The organism is Aliiruegeria lutimaris, assembly GCF_900099935.1.
Lineage (GTDB): Bacteria > Pseudomonadota > Alphaproteobacteria > Rhodobacterales > Rhodobacteraceae > Tropicimonas > Tropicimonas lutimaris.
Genome location: NZ_FNEK01000003.1, coordinates 1 through 24,145 on the forward strand (window position 1 = coordinate 1; position 24,145 = coordinate 24,145).

Annotated in this window: 25 protein-coding genes; 13 read left to right on the top strand and 12 right to left on the bottom strand. The window is 62.3% G+C overall.

Annotated elements, in window-relative coordinates; translation table 11 throughout:
* Positions 1 to 66 precede the first annotated feature (66 nt).
* Positions 67 to 1,506, top strand: coding sequence for an IS1182 family transposase (locus BLR85_RS02175; protein ID WP_093148562.1), 1,440 nt, complete (start codon positions 67 to 69; stop codon positions 1,504 to 1,506).
* A 573-nt stretch (positions 1,507 to 2,079) separates the two neighbouring features.
* Positions 2,080 to 2,223 (top strand): hypothetical protein, encoded by a 144-nt coding sequence (locus tag BLR85_RS28990; RefSeq protein WP_170844429.1) that lies wholly within the window; start codon positions 2,080 to 2,082, stop codon positions 2,221 to 2,223.
* Here the strand turns inward: BLR85_RS28990 and BLR85_RS02180 are convergent.
* The 11 genes from BLR85_RS02180 to BLR85_RS28375 form a co-directional block, all read right to left on the bottom strand.
* Positions 2,220 to 2,678: a hypothetical protein gene (locus BLR85_RS02180; RefSeq protein WP_093148566.1), complete on the bottom strand. Its 459-nt coding sequence runs from the start codon at positions 2,676 to 2,678 to the stop codon at positions 2,220 to 2,222. The two genes, BLR85_RS28990 and BLR85_RS02180, sit on opposite strands and share 4 nt — an antisense overlap.
* 501 nt (positions 2,679 to 3,179) lie before the next feature.
* Positions 3,180 to 3,473 (bottom strand): hypothetical protein, encoded by a 294-nt coding sequence (locus BLR85_RS02185; protein ID WP_093148570.1) that lies wholly within the window; start codon positions 3,471 to 3,473, stop codon positions 3,180 to 3,182.
* Positions 3,470 to 4,081: a hypothetical protein gene (locus BLR85_RS02190; RefSeq protein ID WP_093148574.1), complete on the bottom strand. Its 612-nt coding sequence runs from the start codon at positions 4,079 to 4,081 to the stop codon at positions 3,470 to 3,472. Before BLR85_RS02190 ends, BLR85_RS02185 begins: the two co-directional genes overlap by 4 nt.
* Positions 4,078 to 4,518, bottom strand: coding sequence for a ProQ/FINO family protein (locus tag BLR85_RS02195; protein WP_093148578.1), 441 nt, complete (start codon positions 4,516 to 4,518; stop codon positions 4,078 to 4,080). Before BLR85_RS02195 ends, BLR85_RS02190 begins: the two co-directional genes overlap by 4 nt.
* 323 nt (positions 4,519 to 4,841) lie before the next feature.
* Positions 4,842 to 6,452, bottom strand: coding sequence for a DNA primase family protein (locus BLR85_RS02200; protein ID WP_093148581.1), 1,611 nt, complete (start codon positions 6,450 to 6,452; stop codon positions 4,842 to 4,844).
* Positions 6,452 to 7,513: a hypothetical protein gene (locus BLR85_RS02205; RefSeq protein ID WP_093148586.1), complete on the bottom strand. Its 1,062-nt coding sequence runs from the start codon at positions 7,511 to 7,513 to the stop codon at positions 6,452 to 6,454. The genes BLR85_RS02200 and BLR85_RS02205 overlap by 1 nt, the downstream gene beginning before the upstream one ends.
* Before the next feature lie 117 nt (positions 7,514 to 7,630).
* On the bottom strand, positions 7,631 to 7,939 hold the full coding sequence (locus BLR85_RS02210; protein WP_093148591.1) for a hypothetical protein: 309 nt from the start codon (positions 7,937 to 7,939) through the stop codon (positions 7,631 to 7,633).
* Positions 7,936 to 8,208, bottom strand: coding sequence for a hypothetical protein (locus BLR85_RS02215; protein WP_093148595.1), 273 nt, complete (start codon positions 8,206 to 8,208; stop codon positions 7,936 to 7,938). The genes BLR85_RS02210 and BLR85_RS02215 overlap by 4 nt, the downstream gene beginning before the upstream one ends.
* A 115-nt stretch (positions 8,209 to 8,323) precedes the next feature.
* Entirely contained in the window at positions 8,324 to 8,662 is a 339-nt protein-coding gene (locus BLR85_RS02220) for a hypothetical protein (RefSeq protein ID WP_093148600.1), read from the bottom strand.
* Complete coding sequence (locus BLR85_RS02225) at positions 8,655 to 9,881, bottom strand: tyrosine-type recombinase/integrase (RefSeq protein ID WP_093148603.1); 1,227 nt, start codon at positions 9,879 to 9,881, stop codon at positions 8,655 to 8,657. Before BLR85_RS02225 ends, BLR85_RS02220 begins: the two co-directional genes overlap by 8 nt.
* Positions 9,882 to 10,556: 675 nt before the next feature.
* The gene (locus BLR85_RS28375) at positions 10,557 to 10,931 is read right to left on the bottom strand and encodes a hypothetical protein (RefSeq protein WP_139188288.1); all 375 of its coding nucleotides are present in this window, start codon (positions 10,929 to 10,931) and stop codon (positions 10,557 to 10,559) included.
* Positions 10,932 to 11,086: 155 nt separating this feature from the next.
* Here BLR85_RS28375 and BLR85_RS02235 point away from each other — a divergent pair, with 155 nt between their 5' ends.
* The 7 genes from BLR85_RS02235 to BLR85_RS02265 are packed head-to-tail and all read left to right on the top strand — an operon-like array spanning position 11,087 to position 19,593.
* A complete protein-coding gene (locus tag BLR85_RS02235; protein ID WP_093148610.1) occupies positions 11,087 to 13,279 on the top strand; it encodes a NosR/NirI family protein in 2,193 nt (730 codons plus the stop codon).
* A 4-nt stretch (positions 13,280 to 13,283) separates the two neighbouring features.
* Entirely contained in the window at positions 13,284 to 15,182 is a 1,899-nt protein-coding gene (nosZ, locus tag BLR85_RS02240; RefSeq protein WP_425284461.1) for a TAT-dependent nitrous-oxide reductase, read from the top strand.
* A 3-nt stretch (positions 15,183 to 15,185) separates the two neighbouring features.
* Positions 15,186 to 16,442, top strand: coding sequence for a nitrous oxide reductase family maturation protein NosD (locus BLR85_RS02245; protein WP_093148617.1), 1,257 nt, complete (start codon positions 15,186 to 15,188; stop codon positions 16,440 to 16,442).
* Positions 16,435 to 17,331, top strand: coding sequence for an ABC transporter ATP-binding protein (locus BLR85_RS02250; protein WP_093148621.1), 897 nt, complete (start codon positions 16,435 to 16,437; stop codon positions 17,329 to 17,331). Before BLR85_RS02245 ends, BLR85_RS02250 begins: the two co-directional genes overlap by 8 nt.
* Complete coding sequence (locus BLR85_RS02255; RefSeq protein ID WP_093149141.1) at positions 17,331 to 18,152, top strand: ABC transporter permease; 822 nt, start codon at positions 17,331 to 17,333, stop codon at positions 18,150 to 18,152. The genes BLR85_RS02250 and BLR85_RS02255 overlap by 1 nt, the downstream gene beginning before the upstream one ends.
* Positions 18,149 to 18,667: a nitrous oxide reductase accessory protein NosL gene (locus BLR85_RS02260; RefSeq protein WP_093148625.1), complete on the top strand. Its 519-nt coding sequence runs from the start codon at positions 18,149 to 18,151 to the stop codon at positions 18,665 to 18,667. The genes BLR85_RS02255 and BLR85_RS02260 overlap by 4 nt, the downstream gene beginning before the upstream one ends.
* On the top strand, positions 18,664 to 19,593 hold the full coding sequence (locus BLR85_RS02265) for an FAD:protein FMN transferase (protein WP_244520582.1): 930 nt from the start codon (positions 18,664 to 18,666) through the stop codon (positions 19,591 to 19,593). The genes BLR85_RS02260 and BLR85_RS02265 overlap by 4 nt, the downstream gene beginning before the upstream one ends.
* Before the next feature lie 16 nt (positions 19,594 to 19,609).
* Here BLR85_RS02265 and BLR85_RS02270 read toward each other — a convergent pair whose 3' ends face one another.
* Positions 19,610 to 19,909, bottom strand: a complete 300-nt coding sequence (locus BLR85_RS02270; protein WP_244520583.1) for a hypothetical protein — start codon at positions 19,907 to 19,909, stop codon at positions 19,610 to 19,612.
* A gap of 182 nt (positions 19,910 to 20,091) precedes the next feature.
* Between BLR85_RS02270 and BLR85_RS02275 the strand changes: the two genes are divergently transcribed.
* The 4 genes from BLR85_RS02275 (at position 20,092) to BLR85_RS02290 (ending at position 24,139) form a co-directional block, all read left to right on the top strand.
* A complete protein-coding gene (locus BLR85_RS02275; RefSeq protein ID WP_093148628.1) occupies positions 20,092 to 21,291 on the top strand; it encodes an NnrS family protein in 1,200 nt (399 codons plus the stop codon).
* 189 nt (positions 21,292 to 21,480) lie between these two features.
* Positions 21,481 to 21,933 carry a c-type cytochrome gene (locus tag BLR85_RS02280; protein WP_093148632.1) on the top strand — a complete coding sequence of 151 codons (453 nt, stop codon included), beginning with the start codon at positions 21,481 to 21,483 and terminating at the stop codon, positions 21,931 to 21,933.
* Between the two features lie 20 nt (positions 21,934 to 21,953).
* Positions 21,954 to 23,324: a cbb3-type cytochrome c oxidase subunit I gene (locus tag BLR85_RS02285; protein ID WP_093148635.1), complete on the top strand. Its 1,371-nt coding sequence runs from the start codon at positions 21,954 to 21,956 to the stop codon at positions 23,322 to 23,324.
* 5 nt (positions 23,325 to 23,329) lie between these two features.
* Positions 23,330 to 24,139, top strand: a complete 810-nt coding sequence (locus BLR85_RS02290) for a CbbQ/NirQ/NorQ/GpvN family protein (protein WP_093148639.1) — start codon at positions 23,330 to 23,332, stop codon at positions 24,137 to 24,139.
* Positions 24,140 to 24,145 lie beyond the last annotated feature (6 nt).

Below are 24,145 nucleotides of genomic sequence, written 5' to 3' on the forward strand. Positions count from 1 at the left end.
ATTGGGCCGAGGCTGTGTGAAAACCCGAACCTTGGGTATACTCGTCTTCAACAATCGGAGGCGGGCATGTCGGGCTATATTGAGGGCGTTGACCGCGAGCAGGTGACGTTTTTCCCGGAGCGGTTGGAGGACTGGATCGGAGACGACCATCCGGTTCGAGTGATTGATGCATTTGTCGACGCGTTGGATCTGGTGGAAGCTGGTTTTGTACGGATGGTACCGGCGCAGACGGGCCGTCCTGGCTATCATCCTTCGGTTCTGCTGAAGCTCTTCGTCTATGGCTACATGAACCGGGTTGCGTCGAGCCGGCGTCTTGAACGGGAAGCAGGGCGCAACGTGGAAGTGATGTGGCTGACCGGCAGGCTGGTGCCGGATCACAAGACGATTGCGGACTTCCGGAAAGGCAACGGTCCAGCTATTCGCAAGACTTGCGCCAAGTTTGTGGAGCTATGCCGGCGGATCGGCGTTTTGTCGGCCGGAACTGTCGCCATTGATGGCAGCAAGATGAAGGCGGTCAACCACCGGGACCGGAACTTCACGGCAGGAAAGGTGAAGCTTCGGATCAGCCATCTCGAGCAGAGCGCGTCGCGGTATCTGGAGGAGATGAAACGGACCGACCGGAAGGAGCAATCCGAGTCGACGCTTCGCAAGATCGATCGCCTGAAGGAGAAGCTGGCCCGGGTCCGCCAGGAGGTACAGCGGCTGAACGGGATCGCCAGGCGGCTCAAGGAGACACCGGACGGTCAGATCTCGCTGACCGATCCAGATGCTCGGTCGATGGCGACCTACGGCAAGGGTACCGGGGTCGTGGGCTACAACGTCCAGACCGCGGTCGACACCGAGACCCATATCATCGTTGCTCACGAAGTGACCAATGTCGTCCACGACCGAACCCAGCTCACCCCAATGGCGAAGGTTACCAAGACGGCCCTGAAAGCCGATGAACTCCATGTCATCGCCGACCGTGGCTACTTCAGCAGCGCCGAGTTTCTCGCATGCCATGAAGAAGGGATCACCCCGACTGTGCCGCGTCCCGAGACTTCCGGCAACCGCAAGAAGGGCATGTTCGTGAAGCTGGACTTCACCTACGACACTGCGACCGACACCTACATCTGCCCGGCAGGCAAGGCGCTGACTTATCGCTACAGCCGTGAGGAAAACGGGCTCTCGTATCGCCGCTATTGGCAGAACGACTGCCAGTATTGCCTGCTGAAAGAGCGCTGCACGACGGGCAAGGAGCGCCGGATCACCCGGTGGGAACATGAGCATCTGATCGAGGCGATGTTTGCCCGAATGGACGAGACACCGGACCTGATGAGAAAGCGGCGATGCACCGTCGAGCATCCCTTCGGCACGATCAAGGCCTGGATGGGTGCCACCCACTTCCAGACGCGAAGGCTCAGGAACGTCCGCACTGAAATGGCGCTCCACGTTCTCGCCTACAACATAAAGCGCGTGATCAACATGATCGGCGTGGGCCAGCTATTGAAGGCGATGGCGACCTGAGGGGCCATAGGTTCCCATCTCGCAGGAAAACCCGCACACAATGCCCACCGGGAGCCGTCAGAGGTCGCTCCAAAAGGTCAGAGCCGCCAAATCGGCATCATTGGCCAAAATTCCTACCTCACGCCCAAGAACCAACAACAAGACCTGAGTTTCCACACAGCCTCGGCCGGTCGCGTCGCAACCAAAACGGACTTTGTCCGAGCGATCTGTAGCCCCGGGAGTCCGCTTCGAGTCGTTCGGACGGGATCCAGTCGGTCGGTCGAAGGGCCGAGCATCCTACCAACGTTTAAGTGATAGCATCGGCGTCCGAACAGGCCTGCAACAGCACATTTGCACCTGCTAAGCGACAATTCCTACGGTTCCGAATAGTGGACTCGTCAAACGTTGAGGTGGCGTTGATGTAAAACGCGACATCAAAAACTTGATCGGGCGAAGCCGAATTCAAGTATTTGATATCGTGTAGGATTTCTGGTTGCGGGGGTAGGGTTTGAACCTACGACCTTCAGGTTATGAGCCAGAAGGTCCGATGAGATGATTACAGACCACTCTGGCCAAACGATGCGTATCGGATGGATGAGAAAAGGCTGGGAGGAGCGGCTCGGGGACCTGATGCTGGCGGAAAGCTACGCCATCGGGCGGCGGCAGTTGGCTGTCGAGCGGAACCAGAAGTTTGGCGGCGACGGCGCGAAAGGCCGAAAGCCGGTGGCCGGCGATTAGTGGCCGTGGAAGCGGCCGCCCGGTCCAAATTCACTGACATCAGCGTTGAGGATCGCGTCCCATTCATCCTCAGGATCCGCTGCGCCGACTTGCGAAGCGACGTGCTGAGCCCGCCGGACGCCGATACGTTTGCCGGCCAGGTCAAGGGATTCGAGATGGGCGCGGTGAGCACGGCTGGCGCTCTCGGCCTTCTGTTGCGCCTTGGCTAGATCGGCAATTGAGAGCGACAACAGATGGGCCTCGTCGATCAAGCCCTCCCACATGCGATAGTTCTGATCCATCCGCGCCGTTGCGTCTATAACCCGGAAATCCGATGGGAGGAGCGAACGCATGGCGCTCAGGGTGGCGATAAGGGCGTTGCGGTAGTTCAGGCCCTCGGTGTCGAGCCGGACAGTTGGGGCCGGCCAGCCAGAACTCGGGAGAGCGGCGATCTTGCGGCGTTTGGAAGTGGTCATCGGCGGTCAACTCCAATCGTAAGTTTCCATTATCTATCATCAAGTCGCCGTTTCTTTCGCTATATAGCACAATTTGAGTGATAATTTGGAAAGTTTTCTGCGTAGAAAGCACCCCTGCGCGGTGCTGGGGTCCCCAAGCTCTCATTTCTGAAATACCCCCCCTGCGATCAATGACTTTGCCCCTACTGCCGGTGGAGGGGGAGAACAGGACTTGTTGGGCTCTTTCTGGCGTTTCGCGGACGGGTGCAGGCGGTGGCACAGGTCGCATTGTTGCCTGACGCGCCCGCGTCTGTCCCACGCTCCCGCGATGCAGGAGAACCGCGTCCTCGACGAGGGCCTCGCCACGCCTGCGGTGGGCCTTGTGACGGCGAGCGATCGCGCGGTCTTCCCGCTCCATCAAACCCCTCAGGTCGTCTTCAGTCATCCGTCCGCACTCCGAAATAGGCCAGCCAGGCTGCGACAAGGCCGTCTGTTTTCGCCCGATCGAGCAGGCGCCGCTGGTCATCGTTCAGCGGCTGACAGGCCTACCAGGTGATCAACCCCAACGTCTGACAACTGATAGATCAACAGCGAGTTGCGAGACCTGGATACCAGGGCCAGGGTTGTCACCGATCGGATCCGTCGGGCAAAACGCTGGAGCGCCTTGAGCGACCGGCGCTTGCCCATCTTGTCAATGTCCTTCGAGATCTTGTCGAGGTCGCGCTTACTCGATGTCTGGACCAGGCTGAGCACGTCGCTGGAGAAGCGACGGGCCATCGCCTCGCGGAGCTGGAAGTTGTCTTGAGGGCGGTTCATGAACGCAGATCCTTCAGGAACAGGGCCTGGTCGGCCCACTGGTTGGCCATCGCTGCCGCAACACCCGGAAAGAACCGCGAGCGCTCTTTCTGGCGGTCGGCGGATGGCGGCATGCGATGCACGCGGACCTCCGCTGTGGAGCCGTCGAGATCGCTTGTAGGCACAAGAGGCGACAGCCCGCCTCTGAGCCAGAAGCATGTACGCTTCCTCTCGTCGTCGCCATGCTGCCATGGCTGGAGGGTGAAATCGGGCCCGCGTCCGATGATCTCGCGCGCGTATTTGTGGTGAACCGGATTCTCGACAGCCACGCAGTACGCGTTCGCGTTGAGACAGGCGGTGAAGAACTCCGCGCCCGCGCGGACCTCGGCCCATTCTTGCCGCTCTACCCGCCACCGCACGCCGCTGTTGGCCAGATAGGTGCATGGAGGGTGGGCGATCACGAGGTCCCAGCGCTCGCGGAGGAATGGCAGTACGTCACCCTGGTGATGCGGGGTGATGGCGCTTTCGGTCGGCAGGACGTCGCACGTCAGTACATCGTGGCCTGCGCGGGTGAAGGCATCGCCGACGGTGCCTGAATATTCGCAGGCAAAAAGGATGCGGAGGGTCATTTCTTCACCCTCCGCTTCAGGAGGCGCTGGGCGTGCTGGCGCTCGTCATCGGTCACGGTTCCGCGGTCGCCTGGAGCCGGGGATCCGTCGAGGAGGTAACGGGTGGAGCCGTCAGCAGCGAGGGCCTCGAGGTAGGGCGCCCAGGTGGTGCGGCGCTGGCAGGCTTGTTTGATGGTCCAGAGGTCGAGATCCGGGCAGGCCTCGGCGAGGGCACGATGGATGCCGCGCGCGAGCGGTAGGATCTTGGAACGCTTGCCGAAGGCGGCGGGGAAGCGGGCTGCCAGGTCCGCCATGATGTCGTCACGGCTTGCCTTCCAGGCGCCCAGGCGCTTCTGCCTGGCAGCTTGTTGGGCGACCTCCTGGAGCCTGGCCTCCGTCGTGGTGGAGGGGAGTTTCAGGGTCAAAATCGGCCTGCGGCGGGTAGTCTGGTCGTTCATTTTGGTCTCCGTTTGGTGTCTGGTCTCCTATGCGGGGGGCGTTTCCTCCGTGTTTTTTGGCTGCTACAGACGGGCCGTAGGCCAACCTGTTATCTAATTGAAATTAAAAGACTAACCGGAATAGGTGGGCTAAGTGGGCATTTTGGGGGGTGATATACAGCCTATTAGAAATCGTGTATCCCATTGTACTTCAGGTATAAGGGTGTGTGATGGTGGTGTGAGAATAATTGAATAGTGAACAAGCCCACCTATCCCACCTACTAAAAATTTCACTATTAATAACAGCATGTTATTGACCTTTAGTAGGTGGGACATAGGTGGGGTTAAGTGGGGTTATTCGTGGATTTCGAACCATTTGCCTTCCGCGCGACGGCATCGGCCACCACCCGTCGGTTTCGCGCCCTCCTGGCCTCCATTTTGTCGGCCTCCAGCGTGATCTTGAACTGGTAGCCTTTCAGGTATTGGCTGCCTTGCGGGGTGGTGATCCTGTACCCAGCGTGCCTGAGCGCGGCCGTGATCTTCCTGGTTGATTTGGGCTCGTATTTGTTCTCCTTGCACCAGTCCGTGTACCGCTCCCGGAACGTCGTCATCTTGATGCGGGCGTCCGGCTTCTGGACCATCTCCGAACGCACGAAGGCGAGGACCGAGTCCGCAGCTTCCCTCCACTCCTGGCGCGCGAGCTTCCCTCGCAGGGGCTCGTCCAGGCCGCCCCGATCGACGACCCGCTGGCGCGCTGCGATCAGGACGTTGAGGATCCCGCTCATTTCCGCTTCCAACTTCGCGGGTAGCTGCTCATCCGCGACTCTCAACGTTGCCGGATCAACATCCAGCTTCTCGGCCGCCTCGGCGATCTGGTGGGGCAGGTAGAACGTCTCGTCGAACCGCACGACATACGCGCGGCGCTCAAACCCGAACGATGTATCCCTGACCGGGGGGAAGTCGTTGGCCAGAACCATCGGCGTGACCTCGCACCAGAAGTCGAACTGCGCCCCACGCTTGGCCTCGGATCCAAGCCGCTTCGGCTCGCTAATCTTCTTGACGGTGGCGATGGGGAAAGGCGCGCCATGATCGAGATCGTCATCAACGAAGGCGATCTTTCCCAGGAGCACACCCAGGCTGAACTGGTTCACTGTCAGGCTCGATATCGGCGCGCACCTGGCCGCCGAACCAAGGAACTTGATCATGATCTCCGACAGCTTCGTCTTCCCGTTGCTCCCGTCGCCGACGAACAACAAGAACGCTGGGAAGAGCTTCCGGGGGGAGACCACGATGGAGAGCAACTCCTCCAAGTGCCGCGCCATTTCCCGGTCGCCGCCCATCATCTCTATGAGAGCCTGCTGGAAGACTGGTGCCTCCGCCTTCGGATCGAAGGCGACATCCACCGCACGGGTCATGTAGCTCTCTTTCCGGTGGCCCTCGTGGAACTCCATCGTCTCCATGTCCAACTCGCCGTTCAGCAGGTTCAACACCGACGGCGGCTTGGCATCGATCCCGAGGGGATCACCGTGTTGGGTGACCATCTTCCGCAAAAGCTTGCTCGCCTGCTGGACGACGGAGTCGAAGGTGAACCGCTCCAGGTCGAGGCTAGCGTGCATCCCCTCGGCGACGGCAGAGATACTCGAATCCACCTGCTCCCAGGACCTGGTCATCCAGACGCGTCCGCTCCATTCCCAAAAACGGCCGTCGTGGCAGAACATCAGCTCGTCGCTCTGCCAGACCTCGCTCAGCGTCGCTGTCGCCACCCTGTGACCATCGTCGGGGATCCCCCCGTTGGACTGCTTGTGTAGCCGCTTCAAGTCACCCATGACGCTGGCCTTCGATCGGCTGTGCCCGGCCTCGCGGCTCTTCTGGGCCAGGTCAGCCGCGAGCGGCTCCCAGAACCGGCGGGGCTGGATCACGATCTGCACCAGCTCCTCGTCGTAATCGAACTCCATCACACTTCCCTCCGTGCAAGGAATGCGCGGAGCGCATCCACGTCGAGGGCTTGCGCTGGGTTCGTGAGCCGCTGGCGGGCCCGCAGCTCCTTCATCGCGGCGCCCATTTCGTTCTTGTGCTCGAAGAACACGAACAAATCGAAGCTGTCGCCCCAGACGTAGTCGATCTTGTGCTTCGCGCCGATCTTCGCGTCGCGGTCGGCCCAACTCATGCTGACCCAGTGTGTGTGGAAGTTCCTCGTCGCGAAGGACTCGCTCGTCTGCATCGGCGAGCGCCAGTTGTCCGTAGTGGTGCCGTTGCGGACTTCCTGTACATAGCCATACCTGGCCAGCAGGTCCTCGATCGGGTTCCGCCTATTGAAGATGTCGATCATCACGATGGCGGAACGCGACGTGATCCACTTCTTCGTGTCCTCGACCTCGACCTCGCGCTCCTTCAGGAGCGAGTGCCCCTCGTCGAGGGTGAGGAAGTCGCCCGAAATCCACTCGTAGTGATAGTAGTCGCCCTTATTCGGCAAAAAGCAGAGCTGCCCTGGCCTTGCGAGGACGGGGTCGATTATCAGGCCCTTGTCCATCAGCCTGTCGAAGAAGTTCCACTGCGCCTTGGCCCAGGTGTCACCGTCGAGGGGCTGGGCCAGCGGGATCAGCACCCGCCACTTCCGCTCGGTGGGTTTCGCGCCGCGCGAGGCGTAGACGAGGGCCTCGACGCCGCGCCCTACGCAGGCCTGCGCCGCGGCGATGACGCGCCCCACCGGGGGGTCCCCCGCGTCGATGTCCGCCGCCAAAACGCCAAACATTCCCTGCTCGCGCTGGGTCGCATGGTTGCGCGCCTCGGGACCTGCGTAGGAGCCACATAGCATCCATGGACCGTTGATCTTCGGAACCGAGGGAGGATCCATCGCCCAGCAGACGATATCGCTCCAACCGATGGTCTCGTAGGGTGTCCCGGCGGCCTCGCGGGTGTTCTTGCTCCCGTCGCCGAGGGTGGTGGCGTGCGTGTCGCCGCTACCAAATCCTATCGGGAAGGTTGATTCTCCTATGTGGGTCGCCTGCGCATCCATTGCGTCTGTCCCTCGATGTTGGAGCCAGACGCAAACTGTTGTATAAACGGTCTGCGTCCAGGCTATTGGTAGTGGTCCGACGACGGCTCATGACCGCCGCCCCTCGTGGGCGGCGTTCTACCTTTCGGGATCCATGCCTTTCAGGATGGCCCATGCGCGGGCCTGCAACGCGTTAGACTCTCGGTACAGGTCCTGGGCTGCAACGATCTGGTCGAGGTGGGTCATCTCATCCGGATTGACCTCGAACGGCTCGTCTCCGCCGTTGCCATCATAGATGCCCGCGCGGTAGGCGTCGGCCTCCGCCTGGGTCGCGAAATCGCGGAGATAGACCGCTCCCTCCTCGTTGAGCTTGAGCACGTCACGCTCGCCTTCGTGCCAGGACGAGTCCCCAACGTGCGGATGCACTATGACTACGCGGTGGGTCATCCTGCTTTCCTTTCTTCGTTTGCGCGGGCCGCCTTCTGCGTCTCGCTCCAGGGTTCATCAATGACGGCCTCGTATTTCGGCTGGGCTTTCACCCAGGCATCAAGGTCGTCGGGATCGTAGAGGGGGGTGCGGCCATTGCGTGTGTAACGCGGGCCCTCGCCGCTGGTTCGCTTGGTCTGGAGTGTCGAGACCTTCATCTCGAAATTCCACGTCTCGAGCAGATAGGCAGCGGCCTGGTCCTGCTTCAGCAGGGGGCGTGTTGTCGTCATTGTACGTGCCTCCGAATCGTCATGGAGGCATGGATAAATCAAATTTTTTGGGAGTAAGGAGCCTTAGCCCCAATCTTTTTTGTTCATGGTATGTTCTTTGCCGCGCGCGGCAAAATCAGCGCCTGGTGGGCAGGCGCCGTTGCAGTTCGTCATGACTTGGAACGGGTGAGAGGCCCTCTTCCTTCATCTTCCGGCGGATCCTGGCTGCCCGTTCGCTCTTTCGGTGGATGCCCGAGTCGAGCGTGGCGTCGAGCGCGAAGACGCGGGCCCAATCGATCACGCGTGGGCGCCCGCCCGTCTTGCCCAGGTCGCGGGCATGGTATTGGGCGGCCATCGCGTCCAGTTCCGTCCTGGCATCGCGCGCCTCGGCGAGCAGGATATTGATCGCGTCGCGCAGGAGCGGGTCCTGACGGCAGGCTTCCCAGACGCGTCGGCTGGCCTCGATCCTATCCATGAGCGAGCCTCACGACATTGTCGGCGGTCTCGTGCCCGATGATGTCGCCCAGGACCTGCCCCCATTGGCGCGCGGCAGTCCGCATCGCAGCGACCCGCGCAGAACTCTGGTATGTGCCCTTGATCCCTGACCGGACGTGCATCAGCCACAGGTCGAAGGCATCCTCGTCGATCGTCTCGACCTCCTCGCCCGTCAGCGTCGAGGCGGTGCGGCGCAAGTCATGAAGCTGCCAGCCTGTCACACCTGAGAGGTGATCGAGTTTCGCCTTGGCGGCTGATGACAGGCTGACCATCGGGCCTCGGTCGCCGTCGAAGACGTAGCCCTCGCCCTCGCCCACCACCCCGAAGGCGATGTCGTTGAGTGGCAGGGCCCAGGGCCTGCGGCTCTTGTTGCCGCGTGCATCGGCGCCCACGCGGATCAACTGCTTGCCGAGATCGACGTTGGAGTAATGCAACTCACGGGCGATGGAGGTTCGAACGGGCATCGCGATCAGGAACCGCACCAGGCGCCCGTAGCGGCCCATCTGGTCGCATGTTTCCCAGACTGCCTTGATCTCCTCGGGCGAGAGGAACCGCTCACGCTGGATGCTTCCAAGTGGCGCCTCGACGGCATCGGCGGGGTTGGACTCGAGCAGGCCCAGCGTGACAGCAAGCCGGAGCATCCGGTGGATGACTCCGTGGATCTTCTTCCTGGAGCTGGGCGCCAGGTCTGCCAGTTTCAGGTGCGCCTTGCGGATCGTCACGGGGGTGATGCTCGAGATGGGCGTATCGGCACCCAGGAGCCCGATCGCCCGCCGCGCGTCCTTCTTCTCGCTCTTGATGGAATCCGGACGGGGGATCTTTCGCTGCTTTGACAATCCGCCGGCCTCGAACAGCCGGAGATACTCGTCGGCGATCTTGGCGACCGTTACCTCCTGGGCCTTGCGCGTCTCCTCCTCTGCGACAGGGTCGATCCCCTGACGGAACAGGGATCGCAGCTCCTCGGCGCGGATGCGAGCGGCCTTCGCGGGCATCACGCCTGCATCGCCGATCGTGATGTAGCGCTGCTTCCCACCTTTTACGCGCCCGTAGAACGCCCAGGCGCAGCCTGTACGGTTCACCCGCAGGCGGAACCCCCTCAGGCTCGTATCGGACAGGATAAGCGTGTCGGCGCCCTCGGGGAGGGATACCTTGCGCGGAGTATCGGCGCGGAGCGCCTGGGTGATGCTGACAGTGGGCATTCTCGATTCCAGTAGACAACCAGTAGACAAACCAGCCTGATATATGGCTGGCACTCAACTGATACTGAAATCCTAGTAGACACACAATAGGCTTTATTTTGAATGGTATTTGCCAAATTTCCCCTAGAAAAGTCCTTTGCGTTCAATAGCTCTTCGAAGGATTCAAAATCCCCCGTCCTAGCGGGCGTGAGAGTTCGAATCTCTCCTCGGGCACCAATCAATTTCAATGACTTGCGGCCTAGGTTTTCGGGGCAAACGCAAATTAAGCTGCTGGCTTCCACAAGCGCCATCCACATCAGCTGTCAGACCACTCAAGTGGGGCTGCCGAGGGGAGGCTCACACCTTCGTGGCGACGCAACGACATAACTGCTCGAAAAAGCAGTAGAATCTGGTCCGTCTCAACTTCTTTTGCAGCGCCGCCGGCCCCGGCGCGCCAGCCCAAAGAGCCTGAGGCACTTTCTTCGCCAGACCCGGCTCTACTGTATCAACCTCCGACATGACCGCTCTTCTTCGCGGATCGTCACAATCCGACCTTGGAAAGTCGGTGCCGTTTGGGGGCTGTCGTGGGGACCAGGGCCTGATCGCACCCTAGTTCCTGAAGGCGGACCTGTGCCGACCGCTTCGCCAAGGCACAACGCAATCAGATATTTCTTGCAAGAAGGATCTTAACAAAAGTCAAGGATGCCGCCTCGGATTCAGTGTTGTTGAAAAGTGAAGCACTCGATTTGGGTCAGGATGCAGCAACACTCGCATATCCCCGGAACGCAGCAGCGGCTGCAAAGGAGCAAGCGGAAACTCCTTGCCGTCTTGCTCTGCATGCTTGTGGTCATGCAGGCAATGTTGCCTGTACCGGCCGCAGCCTATGCCGGTGGCGACCTGGTCGAGATCTGTTCCGAATCCGGTGTCTTGGTGCTTCGCATCGATGCCGATGGGAACGTGATCGATCCCGAAGATGCTCCTTGTCCGGAGTGTGACGATTGTCAGCTCTGTGCGAACGTCGCTCTCGGTGATCAGCCGGCTCAGTTCCGGACAATCCGGGAAACTGGCCATGCAGTCCGGCCCGATTGGATTGCTACACAGCCGGTCAAAGACAATCCGGCCCAGTTCTGGGCAGACAACCGCGCTCCCCCGCTCCGCAGCGAAAAGGCAACAGACTTGTCTATAATTCCGTTCATGGGGCCGCCCCTTACCGAGGGGAGGGCGCGATGGATATGAAACGCGCCTTCACCTTCTGGCTTTGGGTTTTCGGCCTCACGCTCGCCGTTATCGGTACTCAGGCAGACCGCGCAGCCGCCGAAACCCTCGCCAGCTTCCTTCCCAACCTGACAGCTTCCGATTTTCATCCCGAGGCCGATTCCTTCGGTCCTGTGCGGGACGACATCTCCGTCGCCCCCTTGCTGAAAGGCGGTGAACGGGTTGCATGGGCGTTTCTCACATCGGATTTCGTCAGCACGACAGGATATTCCGGCAAGCCGATTCACGTCGTCGCGGCAGTCGATGACGATGCCGTGCTGACCGGCGTGCAACTGGTCAAGCACTCGGAACCCATTGTTCTGATCGGCATCCCCGACCGCAAGGTGAAGGCGCTTACCGAGTCCTATGCCGGGCTGGATCTGAAGGCCGAGGCCGAGGCGGGCGGCTCTGCGCATGATCTCGACATCATCTCGGGCGCGACAGTCACGATCATCGTGATCGACGATTCCATCGTTCGTGGCGGTTTGAAGGTTGCCCGCGCACTCGGCCTTGGCGGGCTGGCGCTGGAAACGACCGGGCCGAAGCGCGAACTGGACCTGTCCATCACCGGCACGGAGAATTGGAAGTTTCTGTCGGGCGACGGCTCGATTCGGCGCCTGACACTCGATGTCGGAAAAGTCAACGCGGCCTTCGAGGAGACGGGCGACGAACGCGCCATCAAGCGGCCAGAAGCGGGCGAGCCGGGCGATACCTTCATCGATATGCACATGGCGCTGGTTTCGGTGCCCTCTATCGGCCGGTCGCTTCTGGGCGACAACGAATACCGCAACCTCACGGAATGGCTGGAGGAAGGCGAGCACGCGATCCTCGTACTCGGGCGTGGCACCTATTCCTTCAAGGGGTCCGGCTATGTGCGCGGCGGCATCTTCGACCGAATCCAGTTGATCCAGGGCGACAGTTCCGTGCGCTTCTTCGACAAGCAACACCGGCGACTTGGCGATCTGGCAACCGGCGATGCTCCGACATTCTCCGAGATGGACCTGTTCCGGATCCCCGCCGATGCCGGGTTCGATCCCGCCGAGCCGTTCCGCCTGCAACTGCTGGTCCAGCGAGCCGTCGGGGCCATCGAGAAAAGCTTCCTGACATTCGATCTCGGCTACAACTTGCCTGAGCGCTACCTGCTGCCGGCGGCGACGCCGAAAGCGGTTGATGCGCCCGGGGATGAAGCCGCCGCCAAGGCCGCGCTCTGGCAGCGGATCTGGAAGGACAAGACGGTCGAGATCGCTGTTCTGTGCGTGATGTTGCTTGTTCTGACAGCGACCTTCTTCTTCCAGTTCCAGGCGACGGTGAATGCCCGCGTCTTCTACTGGTTCCGCATCGGGTACCTGACGATGACGCTGGTGTTCGTCGGCTGGTACGCAAATGCGCAGCTCTCGGTCGTCAACCTGATGGCACTGGCCGGGCAGATGCGCGCGGGCTTCACCTGGGACGCCTTCCTGATGGACCCGCTGGTCTTCATCCAGTGGTTCGCTGTCGCCGCCGCGCTGCTCTTCTGGGGGCGCGGGGCCTATTGCGGCTGGCTCTGTCCGTTCGGCGCACTTCAGGAACTCACAAACCAGATCGCGCGGTTCTTCAGGCTGCCGCAATGGGAACTGCCGTGGGGGCTGCATGAACGGCTCTGGCCGATCAAGTACATGATCTTCCTGGGGCTGTTCGGCGTCTCGCTGGCCTCGATCCCGACCGCGGAACATCTGGCCGAGGTGGAGCCGTTCAAGACCGCGATCATCCTGAAATTCGTGCGCGACTGGCCCTTCGTCGTCTTCGCCGTGTCGTTGCTGGTCGCCGGCCTGTTCGTGGAGCGGTTCTACTGCCGCTATCTCTGCCCGCTCGGCGGCGCGCTGGCGATCCCGGCGCGGATGCGGATGTTCGACTGGCTGCGCCGCTACAAGGAATGCGGATCGCCCTGCCAGATCTGCGCGAACGAATGCCCGGTGCAGGCGATCCACCCAACCGGCGAGATCAACCCGAATGAATGCGTCGACTGCCTGCATTGCCAGGTCCTGTACCAGTCCAAGGCCAAGTGCCCCGTTGTCATCCGGCAGATAAGGCGGCGCGAGAAGGTCGGAAACCCGCTGGAAATGCCGCCCACCAACCACCCCAACGCAAAGAAAATGAAACCTGAAGGAGGGAACGCACGTGTCTGATAAAATGAAGCAACTGGCGATGACACGCCGCGGAATGCTCGGTGCCACGGCCACGGGGGCAGTGCTCGCCTCTGCCGGCTTCGGCGGAACGATGATGGCTGCCACCCCCGCGAGGGCCGCGGCCGGAAATGCCAGCCTCGAGCCGGGCGAGCTGGACGACTATTACGGCTTCTGGTCCTCGGGCCAGACCGGCGAGCTGCGCATCCTGGGCGTGCCGTCCATGCGCGAGCTGATGCGGATCCCGGTTTTCAACCGCTGCTCGGCCACCGGCTGGGGCCAGACCAACGAGAGCCTCAAGGTGCTGACCGAGGGCCTGACCGAGGAGACGAAGAAGTTTCTGGCCTCGAACGGCAAGAAAACCTACGACAATGGCGACCTGCACCACCCGCACATGTCGTTCACCGACGGTACCTATGACGGCCGTTACCTGTTCATGAACGACAAGGCAAACACCCGCGTGGCTCGCGTGCGCTGCGACGTGATGAAATGCGACAAGATCGTCGAGATCCCGAACGCGCATGACATCCACGGCATGCGGCCGCAGAAATACCCGCGCACGGGCTATGTCTTTGCCAATGGCGAGCACGAGGCGCCGCTGGTCAATGACGGCAAGATCCTCGACGATCCGTCGCAATACGTGAACATCTTCACCGCGATCGACGGCGACACGATGGAGATCGCCTGGCAGGTGATCGTCTCGGGCAACCTCGACAACACCGATTGCGATTACCAGGGCAAATACGCCTTCTCGACCTCCTACAACTCGGAAATGGGCATGAACCTGGCCGAGATGACCGAGAACGAGATGGACCACGTCGTCGTGTTCAACCTCAAGGAGATCGAGGCCGGTGTCGCCGCTGGCGACTACCAGGAACTGAACGGCGTCAAGGTGATCGACGGCCGAAAGGGTCAGAACAAGAAATACACCCGTTACGTACCGATCCCGAACTCGCCGCACGGTGTCAACACCGCACCGGACGGCAAGCATGTCTGCATCAACGGCAAGCTGTCCCCGACCGTTTCGGTGATGGATGTGACCAAGCTCGATGCGTTGTTCGACTCCGACGCCGATCCGCGCTCCTGCATCGTGGCCGAGCCGCAGCTGGGCCTCGGGCCGCTCCACACCGCCTATGACGGCAAGGGCAATGCCTTCACCACGCTCTTCCTCGACAGCCAGGCCGTGAAGTGGAACATCGAGAAGGCGATCGAGCAGTATAACGGCGCCGACGTGGACCCGATCATCGAGAAGATCGACGTGCACTACCAGCCGGGCCACAACTCGACCTCCATGGGCGAGACCAAGGAGGCCGACGGCAAGTGGCTGGTCTCGATGAACAAGTTCTCCAAGGACCGGTTCCTCAACACCGGCCCGCTCAAGCCGGAGAACGAACAGCTCATCGACATCTCGGGCAGCGGCATGAAGCTTGTGCATGACGGGCCGACCTTTGCCGAGCCGCACGACTCGATCATCGTGCGCCGCGACATCGTCAATCCGCGCAACGAGTGGGACCGCAACGACCCGATGTGGGAAGATGCCCGCAAACAGGCCGAGGCCGATGGCGTCGATCTGGACTGGGGGCACGAGGAGCTCATTCGGGACGGCAACAAGGTGCGGGTCTACCTCTCCTCCGTGGCGCCGGAATTCTCGATGGAGAAATTCACCGTCAAGCAGGGCGACGAGGTCACCATTTATGTCACCAACATGGACGATATCGACGACCTGACCCACGGCTTCTGCATGGCCAATTTCGGCGTCGCGATGGAGGTCGCGCCGCAGGCCACGGCCTCGGTCACCTTCGTTGCCGACCGCCCGGGCGTGCACTGGTACTATTGCCAGTGGTTCTGTCACGCGCTCCACATGGAGATGCGCGGCCGGATGTTCGTCGAACCGAAGGGCGCGTAAGCCATGCGTCTGCTCCGGGCTATCCTGCTGCTGATCGCCTCGCCGCTTGCCGCGGCCGAGTGGGACGTGCCAGCACGGCCTGGGGCGATTGCCGAGACACTGGCCCGGGCCGCGGAGGGCGACGTGCTTCGCTTGCGGCCCGGGACCTATCCCGAAACCGTCGAACTGGCTTTCCCGGTCACGCTCGACGGACAGGGCCACGCGATCCTCGACGGACAGGACCGGGGAAGCGTGCTCACCGTGACTGGCGCGGACGTCACGGTGACCGGGATCACGGTCATCGGATCGGGGTCCGCCCATGAGGAGATCGATTCCGGCATCAAGCTGACCAAGGGGGCCACTCGCGCCCGTGTCGTCGGCAACGTGCTGGAGGGCAATCTCTACGGGGTCGACATCCACGGCGCGCGCGACGCCGTGGTTGCCGGAAACACCATCACCGGACGCACCGACCAGCGGATGAACGACCGCGGCAATGGTGTCTATGTCTGGAACGCACCCGGTGCGGTGGTCGAGAACAATGACATCCGGCTGGGGCGCGACGGGATCTTCGTGAATTCCTCCAAGAAGAACATCTTCAGGAACAACACCTTCCGCGACCTGCGCTTTGCCGTGCATTACATGTATGCCAACCAGTCCGAGGTGACGGGCAATGTCTCCATCGGCAACGATCTCGGCTACGCGGTGATGTTCTCGAAGCAGGTCAGGGTGGCAAACAACGTCTCCATCGATGACCGCGAGCATGGCGTGATGATGAACTATGCCAACCACAGCGAGATCACCGGCAATTACGTGAAGGGGACGGAGCAGAAATGCGCCTTCCTCTACAACTCCAACAAGAACCTGTTTTCCGACAACCATTTCGAAGGTTGCGGCATCGGCATCCACTTCACCGCCGGCTCCGAGGGAAACCGGATCCTAGGCAATGCCTTCGTCGCCAACCGGACCCAGGTGAAATACGTCTCCTCCCGCTGGGTGGAGTGGTCCGAGGAGGGCAGGGGCAACTACTGGTCCGATTTTGCCGCCTATGACCTGAATGGCGACGGCATTGCCGATGCGCCCTACCGACCCAATGACAGCATGGATCACGTGCTCTGGACCCAGCCTGCGGCCAAGCTGCTGCTCGGCTCCCCGGCGGTGCAGCTCGTGCGATGGTCACAATCTGCCTTCCCGGCGCTCTTGCCGGGCGGGGTGATCGACAGCCACCCGCTTATGCAGCCGCGAAAGATCGACCTGACCGGATGGGAGGGACTGAATGACTGATATCCTGACAATCGACAGCGCCAGCAAGCGGCGTGCCGGACAGCTGACGCTCGACGCCGTGAGCCTGGCGCTGGCCCCAGGTGAGCGCGTGGCGCTTCTTGGCCATAACGGCGCCGGAAAATCCACGCTGATGAAGCTGATCCTCGGGCTGACGCGGCTGGATGGCGGCGCGATCCGTATCGCCGGCGCCAGGCCCGGGAGCAATGCCGCCCGCCTTGCCACTGCCTTCCTTCCGGAAGCGGTGAGCTTTCACAAGTCACTCACGGGACGTGACCAGCTTTCGCTGTTCGCGCGTCTCGCCGGCGTCGGAACCGCGCCGGTGGCCGGCCTGCTGGAGCGGGTCGGCCTTGCCGATGCGGCGGACCGGCGCATCGGCACCTATTCCAAGGGGATGCGCCAGCGGCTTGGGCTGGCGCAGGTTCTGCTCGGCAAACCGGCCGTGGCGCTGCTGGATGAACCGACAAGCGGGCTGGATCCGCTTTCGCGCCAGGAGCTTTACACGATCATCGACGAGTTGGCCGAACAGGGGACCGCAGTGTTGGTGGCCTCGCACGCGCTGACCGAGGTCGAGGCGCGGACCGACCGCATTGCGATCCTGCGCAAGGGGCGCCTGGTGGCCAACGACACGCTGGCGAGCCTGTCGCACAAGGCGGGCCTGCCAACGAAACTGCGCATTCGGGCCCGCCAGGGTGCGGCCGACCGGTTCGCCGCGGATACCGGCGGGCGGCGCGTAAATGGCGCTTCCATTGAGCTTTCCTGCGCGCCCGAGGCCAAGATGGAGCAGCTCCGCCGTTTCGCCGCCATGACCGACACGGTGGAGGATATCGAGATGACTCCGCCACGGTTGGAGGACCTTTATCGCCACTTTGCACAGGAGGAAGGCGCATGATCGGTCGTGTTCTTGCCGTCGCTCGCACCGAATGGCTCATTGTTCGCCGCAACCGCTGGCTGTTTCTGGCCACGCTCATCATGCTGCTCTTCGCCCTGGCGCTGACCTTCGCCGGCTCCGCGCCGACAGGAACGCTCGGCGTCGACCGGCTGACCGTGGCCGTGGCTTCGATGACCACGCTCTCCGTCTATCTCGCGCCGCTTCTGGCGCTGATGATGAGCTTTGACTCCATCGCCGGAGAGGCCGATCGCGGCAGCCTCGCGCTGTTGCTCTCCTACCCGGCCGGGCGGGGCGAGATCCTCGGGGGAAAATTTCTCGCCCATCTGGCGGCGCTCGGTTTTGCCATGAGTGTCGGCTTCGGCACGTCCGGTCTCGTCGTCGCGGCCACCGGCGGGGCGTCGTTGGAAAGCGCGCTGGCGGTTGGGCGCCTGATCGGCACGTCGATCCTGCTCGGGGCCGTCTTTCTGGTATTCGGCTACCTGCTGTCCAGCCTCGCGGGCAGCCCGGCCGCGGCCGCAGGGCTCTCCGCAGCATTGTGGCTTGTCGTCGTGGTTCTCTATGATCTTGGACTGCTGGGCGCTGTTGTGGCCGATGCGGGGGGCTATTTCACGCAGAATGTCTTCCCCTGGGTGTTGACCGCCAATCCTGCCGACGCGTTCCGGCTCTGGAATGTCACCTCCTCGTCGGATGTGGCGCTTGCCACGGGTATGACCGGCGTTTCCGGGAGCCTGCCGGTCTGGGCCGCCCCCGCCTCGATCGTTTTTTGGCTGGTAGCCGGCTTTGCCATGGCCCGCACCGCGTTGCGGAGGCTGGAGCCATGAAGCGCGTTCTGCTGCCCTGCCTGCTGTTGCTGCTGACCGCCTGCAAGCAAGAGGTCGCAGAGGCCCCGGATCCGACCCCCATGACCGATAGCGCGCTCAGCTATTTCTGCCAGATGAACGTGGCCGAACATGGTGGTCCTAAGGGACAGATCCATCTCGAAGGCTACCCGGCGCCGATCTTCTTCGCGCAGGTGCGGGACATGGTCGCCTATCTCAAGAGCCCGGAACGTGACGCCGATATCCTCGCGATTTATGTCAGCGACATGGGCGCGGCGCCCTCCTGGGCGGAGCCCGGCGCCGAGAACTGGATCGCCGCCGATACCGCGCATTTCGTCGTGGGTGCCGGGGTCGCGGGCGGTATGGGCGCACCTGAAATCGTGCCATTCGCACAACCCGCCAAGGCGCAGGCCTTCATCGATCGATATGGTGGCGCCGCGATGCCGCTGGGTACTATCCCGGACGAGGCCGCCCTGGGCGCGGTCGACCTGAACCAGCCGTTGGAGCAACCCTCATGATCTCGTCCCTGACGCGCCGGCGTTTCCTTGCAATCTCGGCCAGCGCCGCCGCCGCGCCGGCACTGGCCAGCCAACCGGCAGCGTACTGGCGCGGGCTGGCGCTTGGTGCCGGGGCAAGCATGCAGCTTGCAGGGCTCGCGACAGATCGGGCCGCGCCCGTCTTCTCCGCGGTGGAGGCGGAACTGCGCCGGCTGGAAGCGATCTTCAGCCTCCACCGGCGCGGCTCGGCCATCGACAGGTTGAACCGCGATGGCCGGCTGGATCACCCCCCCGCCGAACTCCTGGAAGTCCTGACTCTGGCAGGACGCCTGCACGACGTTTCCGGCGGCGCCTTCGATCCCACGATCCAGCCGCTCTGGGAACTCCAAGCGGCGCGCGCGGTCTCCGGATATCCGGCCAAGGCCGGGGAGCTATCGGAAGCGTTGAAACGAACGGGGTGGCGGCACCTGCGGATGGATACACGGCAGATTGCCTTCGCCCGTCCCGCCATGGCGCTGACGCTCAACGGCATCGCGCAAGGCTACATCACGGATTGGGTTGCATCGCTGCTGCATGCGCGGGGCCTGCATAATATCCTGATCGACATGGGCGAGATCGTGGCAAGCGGGACGCGCTCCGACGGGGCTGCCTGGGTGTCCGGTGTCGCGCGGCCGGACGGTCGCGTTATCCACAAGGTGCAGCTGCGCGATCGGGCGCTTGCGACCTCGTCCCCATCGGGCACGCTGCTGGATCCGCGGGGCGAGGTTGGCCACATCCTCCATCCCGAGACGGGCCTGCCGGCGATGGGGCAGGGGGTGGTCTCGGTAAGCGCGCCACGCGCGGCGCTTGCCGATGGCCTGTCGACCGCCTGCTGCCTGCTGAGCGCGGAAGGGGCCGCGACCGCTGTTACTGCATTTCCGGATGCGCGCCTGGAGGTGATCGCCTGAACCGGGTTGTCCGGGCCTATCCCTCCCGACGTGGCCTCCGCTCGGCCTCGTCCATCAGCCCGCGCACCCATCGCGCGGCCATCCAGCCGGCGGGTATTCCCAGTGGCAGGCTTGCCCAGATCGCCAGGGCCGGCGAGATCGCGGGCAGGCCGATCGCCTGTCCCATCAGGCCCAGCATGAAGAGGTTGATCGCCACGGTGGCGGCGGCAAACGGATAAAGCAGGACGGCAAGCTTTCGGATCGACCAATGGCCATCTGCACCGCTTGTGCTGACCTGCTTGCCGGCCTCTGCGCGACTGGCTTTCGTGCCTGGCATTTCGGTTGCTCCGCCCCGATTGGTGGTGATGCCTCAAAATGCCACGGCGCCTGCCTGGTTTCCTTGACTTTCGTTAAGGTGCCGGGCCCGCCGGAAGTCTATTCCCGCAGCATGATCCGTATACCGCTTGCCGTGCGGTCCGGAGTTTCACCTTTCGCAGGCACCACGAGGACTGAACCGCCATGACTCCCCGCATGAACATCTTCTTCTCGGAGGGCTTTCGGGTCTTTTTCCTGTTGGCGGGGCTCTATGCTGTTTTCGCGGGGGTCATCTGGGTGATCTGGCTGACAGACCCTTTTCCGGGCGGCGTGCTCGGTGCTCCGCACTTTGCCGTTCCGCCGCAGCAATGGCACGCGCATGAGATGATTTTCGGCTATGCCAGCACGGCGCTCGGCGGTTTCCTTCTGACGGCCGTGCCCAACTGGACCGGTACCCAGGCTGCGCGCCACCTGTTCGTCATCCTTACATCCAGCATCTGGCTGGCCGGGCGTTTGGCCGTTTGGTTTGCGGTGGTGCTGCCCGCAGGGCTGGTGGCATTGCTGGATCTTGCCTTCCTGCCCATCCTTATCGTCAAGATCGCCCAGCAACTGATGAAACGGCCCAAACCGCAGAACGTTCTGTTCGTGCTGTTTCTTTCCATCGTGTGGGCCGGGAACCTGATGGTGCATCTTGAGTGGATGGGGATCACGGCTGACACGCTCGACACCGGGATGCGCGTCGGGCTGCTGGGGCCGTGTTCGATGATCGGAGTGCTCGGTGGCAGGGTCACGCCGGGATTCACACGCAATGCCATGAAACGCGCGGACCTGCCCGAGCAGGCCTGGCCCCGGTCAACGGAGATGTTGGACAAGGCCGGGCTAGTCCTGGCGGTCATACTGCCGCTTGCCTTGCTGGTCGGGGTGCCAGCAGTCCCGGTCGGCGGGCTCGCGATCCTGTCTGGGGGCGTGCAACTTGTCCGGCTCTCGCGCTGGAGCGGGCGTTGGACCCTGAACCAACCCATCCTGCTGGCCCTGCATCTCGGGATGGCCATGCTTGGCCTTGGCCTGGTTCTCTGGGGACTGGCGTGGCTGGGGTCCGGCGATGAAGTCGCGGCGCTGCACCTGCTTGGAATCGGGGCCGTCGGCGGTATGACGCTCGCTGTCATGAGCCGCGCGGTGCTCGGCCACACCGGTCGGGAACTGATCGCTCCGGGGCCGGTCGCGGCGAGCTATCTTCTCATCGCGGCGAGCGCCGTTCTGCGCTGGATCGGTTCGGAACTGTCCGGGGACTTGTATTTCCCGCTGGTGGTCGGCTCCGGTCTTTGCTGGGTGCTTGCCTTTGCGCTTTATACCGTCTCCGTTCTTCCGCTGGTGACTGCCCCGCGCCTGCCCAGGGTGGGTTGAAGCTCCGGGATCCACGCATCGCCCGCGCCTTGCATCCTGCAGCGCGGTCCTTCGGTGTGCCGAAAGCCCTCTGACGAGCCCAATCTCGCGTGCCACAAGCATTTTCACATACTTGACTTTCGTTAAGGCGAGTCGGGCTTGCACCTTTCATCCTTCTTTCATCACCAACGCTTCGCAAAGGAGCGCGCAATGCGCGAAGTCATGACAAAAAGCATGGCCCGCAATACCTTCTATGGCGGGTCATTGTTCTTCATTCTCATCTTCCTGGGCCTTTCGGTCCACTCACATCGCTACATCGTCAACCAGTCGACCGACGCGAATACGCTCAACGAGAGCGTGGCCGCGGGCAAACGTGTCTGGGAACACAACGCCTGCATCAACTGCCACACCATTCTTGGCGAGGGCGCTTATTACGCTCCGGAAGTGGGCAACGTGATGACCCGCTGGGGCGTTCTGGACGATCCCGAGGCCGCATTCGAAACCCTCAAGGGCTGGATGGAATCCATGCCGACCGGCATCGAGGGCCGCCGCCAGATGCCGAACTTCCACTTGACGGATGACGAGATCCGCGACCTCACCAATTTCCTGATCTGGACCGACAAGATCGACGCGCAGGACTGGCCGCCGAACGACGCCGGCTGAAGGAAAGAGAGAACAGAGATATGAAATACCAATCACAGAAGATAGCCCTGGCCTACTTCGCCGTCGCAATGGGGCTTTTCGCGGTGCAGGTGACGATGGGGCTCGTGCTGGGCTGGGTCTATGTCTCGCCCAATTTCCTGAGCGAGTTGCTCCCATTCAACATCCTGCGGATGCTGCACACCAATTCGCTGATCGTCTGGTTGATCTGCGGCTTCTTCGGAGCGGCCTATTTCCTGATCCCGGAGGAGGCGGAGCGCGAGATCCACTCCACCAAGCTCGCCTATCTGCAACTGATCATCCTGGTCGTGGGCACGCTGGGCGTGGTGCTGACCTACACGTTCAACCTCTTCGAGGGCAACTGGCTGCTCGGCAAGGAGGGCCGCGAATTCATCGAACAGCCCAAATGGGTCAAGATGGGCATCGTCGTTGCGGCGCTGATCTTCCTCTACAACGTCACGATGACGGTGCTGAAGGGCAAGAAGACCGCCATAACCAATATCCTGCTGCTGGGCCTCTGGGGGCTGGCGCTGCTGTTCCTGTTCTCCTTCTACAACCCGGAGAACCTCAGCCTCGACAAGCAGTACTGGTGGTACATCGTGCATCTGTGGGTCGAGGGCGTCTGGGAGCTGATCATGGCGTCGATCCTGGCCTACCTGATGCTGAAGCTGACCGGCGTCGATCGCGAGATCGTCGAGAAATGGCTCTATGTCATCGTCGCCGCCGCGCTCTTCTCCGGCATTCTGGGCACCGGCCACCACTATTACTGGATCGGCACGCCGGGTTACTGGCAGTGGATCGGCTCGATCTTCAGCGCGCTGGAAGTCATCCCGTTCTTTGCCATGATGGCCTTTGCCTTCGTCATGGTCTGGAAAGGCCGCCGGGACCACCCGAACAAGGCCGCGCTCCTCTGGTCGCTCGGCTGCGCCACGCTGGCCTTCTTCGGCGCCGGCGTCTGGGGTTTCCTGCACACGCTGCACGGGGTGAACTACTACACTCACGGCACGCAGATCACTGCCGCGCACGGGCACCTGGCCTTCTTCGGCGCCTACGTCTCGCTCAACCTCGCCATCTTCACCTATGCCATGCCGATCCTGAAAGGACGCGACCCCTATAACCAGGTGATCAACATGGCGTCCTTCTGGCTGATGGCCGGTGGCATGACCTTCATGACCTTCGTGCTGACCTTCGCCGGCACCCTGCAGACGCATCTGCAGCGCGTCCTCGGGGAATACTTCATGGACGTGCAGGACCAGCTGGCATTGTTCTACTGGATGCGCTTCGGGGCCGGTATCGCCGTGGTGCTCGGGGCGTTGCTCTTCATCTACGCCGTGGCCATGCCCCGCAAGGAGATCATTGAACCCGGCAAGACCGCCGAAGTTCCGGCAGAGTAATCGAAATGGATGGATCCATGACACATGCGAAAGGGGCGGCCGACGCCCCCTTCTACCTGCCCCAGTCCGACGAATGCACGGTCTTCGAGGCAGCCCATGAAAACGGCCTTCCGGTCCTGCTCAAGGGGCCGACCGGCTGCGGCAAGACACGCTTCGTCAGCCACATGGCGGAACGTCTGGGCCGACAGCTCTACACCGTCGCCTGCCATGACGACCTGGCAGCGGCGGACCTGATCGGACGCTATCTGTTGAAGGGCGGCGAGACCGTCTGGGTGGATGGCCCGTTGACCCGTGCGGTCAGGGAGGGCGCGATCTGCTATCTCGACGAAGTGGTGGAAGCGCGCAAAGATGTGACGGTCGTGCTGCACCCACTCACGGACGACCGTCGCATCCTTCCTATCGACCGCACGGGTGAAGAACTGGTTGCGGCGGCGGGCTTCATGCTCGTGGCCTCCTACAACCCCGGCTACCAGAACATCCTGAAGACCTTGAAGCCGTCCACGCGACAGCGTTTCATCTCTGTCGAATTCGGGTTCCCCAGGCCGGACCTGGAAATTCGCGTGGTCGCGCAGGAGAGCGGGCTTGACGAAGACCGTGTTCGCGTACTCGTGCGCCTCGCCGGCAAGCTGCGTGCGCTCAAGGGGCAGGACATCGAAGAGGGTGTCTCGACCCGTCTGGTCGTCTATGCAGCAACTTTGATCCGGCAGGGTATGGGCATTGAACGGGCCATTCTCGCGGCGATGATCGAACCGCTCACCGATGATGAGGACGTGAAGCGCGGTCTTCTCGATCTTGTCACGGCGGTCTTCGGATAAGGTCAT

Bases quoted from the DNA above. Each gene is read 5' to 3' on its own strand.
- BLR85_RS02175 (WP_093148562.1), top strand. From the start codon at position 67: ATGTCGGGCTATATTGAGGGCGTTGACCGCGAGCAGGTGACGTTTTTC.
- BLR85_RS28990 (WP_170844429.1), top strand. From the start codon at position 2,080: ATGAGAAAAGGCTGGGAGGAGCGGCTCGGGGACCTGATGCTGGCGGAA.
- BLR85_RS02180 (WP_093148566.1), bottom strand. From the start codon at position 2,678: ATGACCACTTCCAAACGCCGCAAGATCGCCGCTCTCCCGAGTTCTGGC.
- BLR85_RS02185 (WP_093148570.1), bottom strand. From the start codon at position 3,473: ATGAACCGCCCTCAAGACAACTTCCAGCTCCGCGAGGCGATGGCCCGT.
- BLR85_RS02190 (WP_093148574.1), bottom strand. From the start codon at position 4,081: ATGACCCTCCGCATCCTTTTTGCCTGCGAATATTCAGGCACCGTCGGC.
- BLR85_RS02195 (WP_093148578.1), bottom strand. From the start codon at position 4,518: ATGAACGACCAGACTACCCGCCGCAGGCCGATTTTGACCCTGAAACTC.
- BLR85_RS02200 (WP_093148581.1), bottom strand. From the start codon at position 6,452: ATGGAGTTCGATTACGACGAGGAGCTGGTGCAGATCGTGATCCAGCCC.
- BLR85_RS02205 (WP_093148586.1), bottom strand. From the start codon at position 7,513: ATGGATGCGCAGGCGACCCACATAGGAGAATCAACCTTCCCGATAGGA.
- BLR85_RS02210 (WP_093148591.1), bottom strand. From the start codon at position 7,939: ATGACCCACCGCGTAGTCATAGTGCATCCGCACGTTGGGGACTCGTCC.
- BLR85_RS02215 (WP_093148595.1), bottom strand. From the start codon at position 8,208: ATGACGACAACACGCCCCCTGCTGAAGCAGGACCAGGCCGCTGCCTAT.
- BLR85_RS02220 (WP_093148600.1), bottom strand. From the start codon at position 8,662: ATGGATAGGATCGAGGCCAGCCGACGCGTCTGGGAAGCCTGCCGTCAG.
- BLR85_RS02225 (WP_093148603.1), bottom strand. From the start codon at position 9,881: ATGCCCACTGTCAGCATCACCCAGGCGCTCCGCGCCGATACTCCGCGC.
- BLR85_RS28375 (WP_139188288.1), bottom strand. From the start codon at position 10,931: ATGGCCAGTTTCCCGGATTGTCCGGAACTGAGCCGGCTGATCACCGAG.
- BLR85_RS02235 (WP_093148610.1), top strand. From the start codon at position 11,087: ATGGATATGAAACGCGCCTTCACCTTCTGGCTTTGGGTTTTCGGCCTC.
- nosZ (WP_425284461.1), top strand. From the start codon at position 13,284: ATGAAGCAACTGGCGATGACACGCCGCGGAATGCTCGGTGCCACGGCC.
- BLR85_RS02245 (WP_093148617.1), top strand. From the start codon at position 15,186: ATGCGTCTGCTCCGGGCTATCCTGCTGCTGATCGCCTCGCCGCTTGCC.
- BLR85_RS02250 (WP_093148621.1), top strand. From the start codon at position 16,435: ATGACTGATATCCTGACAATCGACAGCGCCAGCAAGCGGCGTGCCGGA.
- BLR85_RS02260 (WP_093148625.1), top strand. From the start codon at position 18,149: ATGAAGCGCGTTCTGCTGCCCTGCCTGCTGTTGCTGCTGACCGCCTGC.
- BLR85_RS02265 (WP_244520582.1), top strand. From the start codon at position 18,664: ATGATCTCGTCCCTGACGCGCCGGCGTTTCCTTGCAATCTCGGCCAGC.
- BLR85_RS02270 (WP_244520583.1), bottom strand. From the start codon at position 19,909: ATGCCAGGCACGAAAGCCAGTCGCGCAGAGGCCGGCAAGCAGGTCAGC.
- BLR85_RS02275 (WP_093148628.1), top strand. From the start codon at position 20,092: ATGACTCCCCGCATGAACATCTTCTTCTCGGAGGGCTTTCGGGTCTTT.
- BLR85_RS02280 (WP_093148632.1), top strand. From the start codon at position 21,481: ATGCGCGAAGTCATGACAAAAAGCATGGCCCGCAATACCTTCTATGGC.
- BLR85_RS02285 (WP_093148635.1), top strand. From the start codon at position 21,954: ATGAAATACCAATCACAGAAGATAGCCCTGGCCTACTTCGCCGTCGCA.
- BLR85_RS02290 (WP_093148639.1), top strand. From the start codon at position 23,330: ATGGATGGATCCATGACACATGCGAAAGGGGCGGCCGACGCCCCCTTC.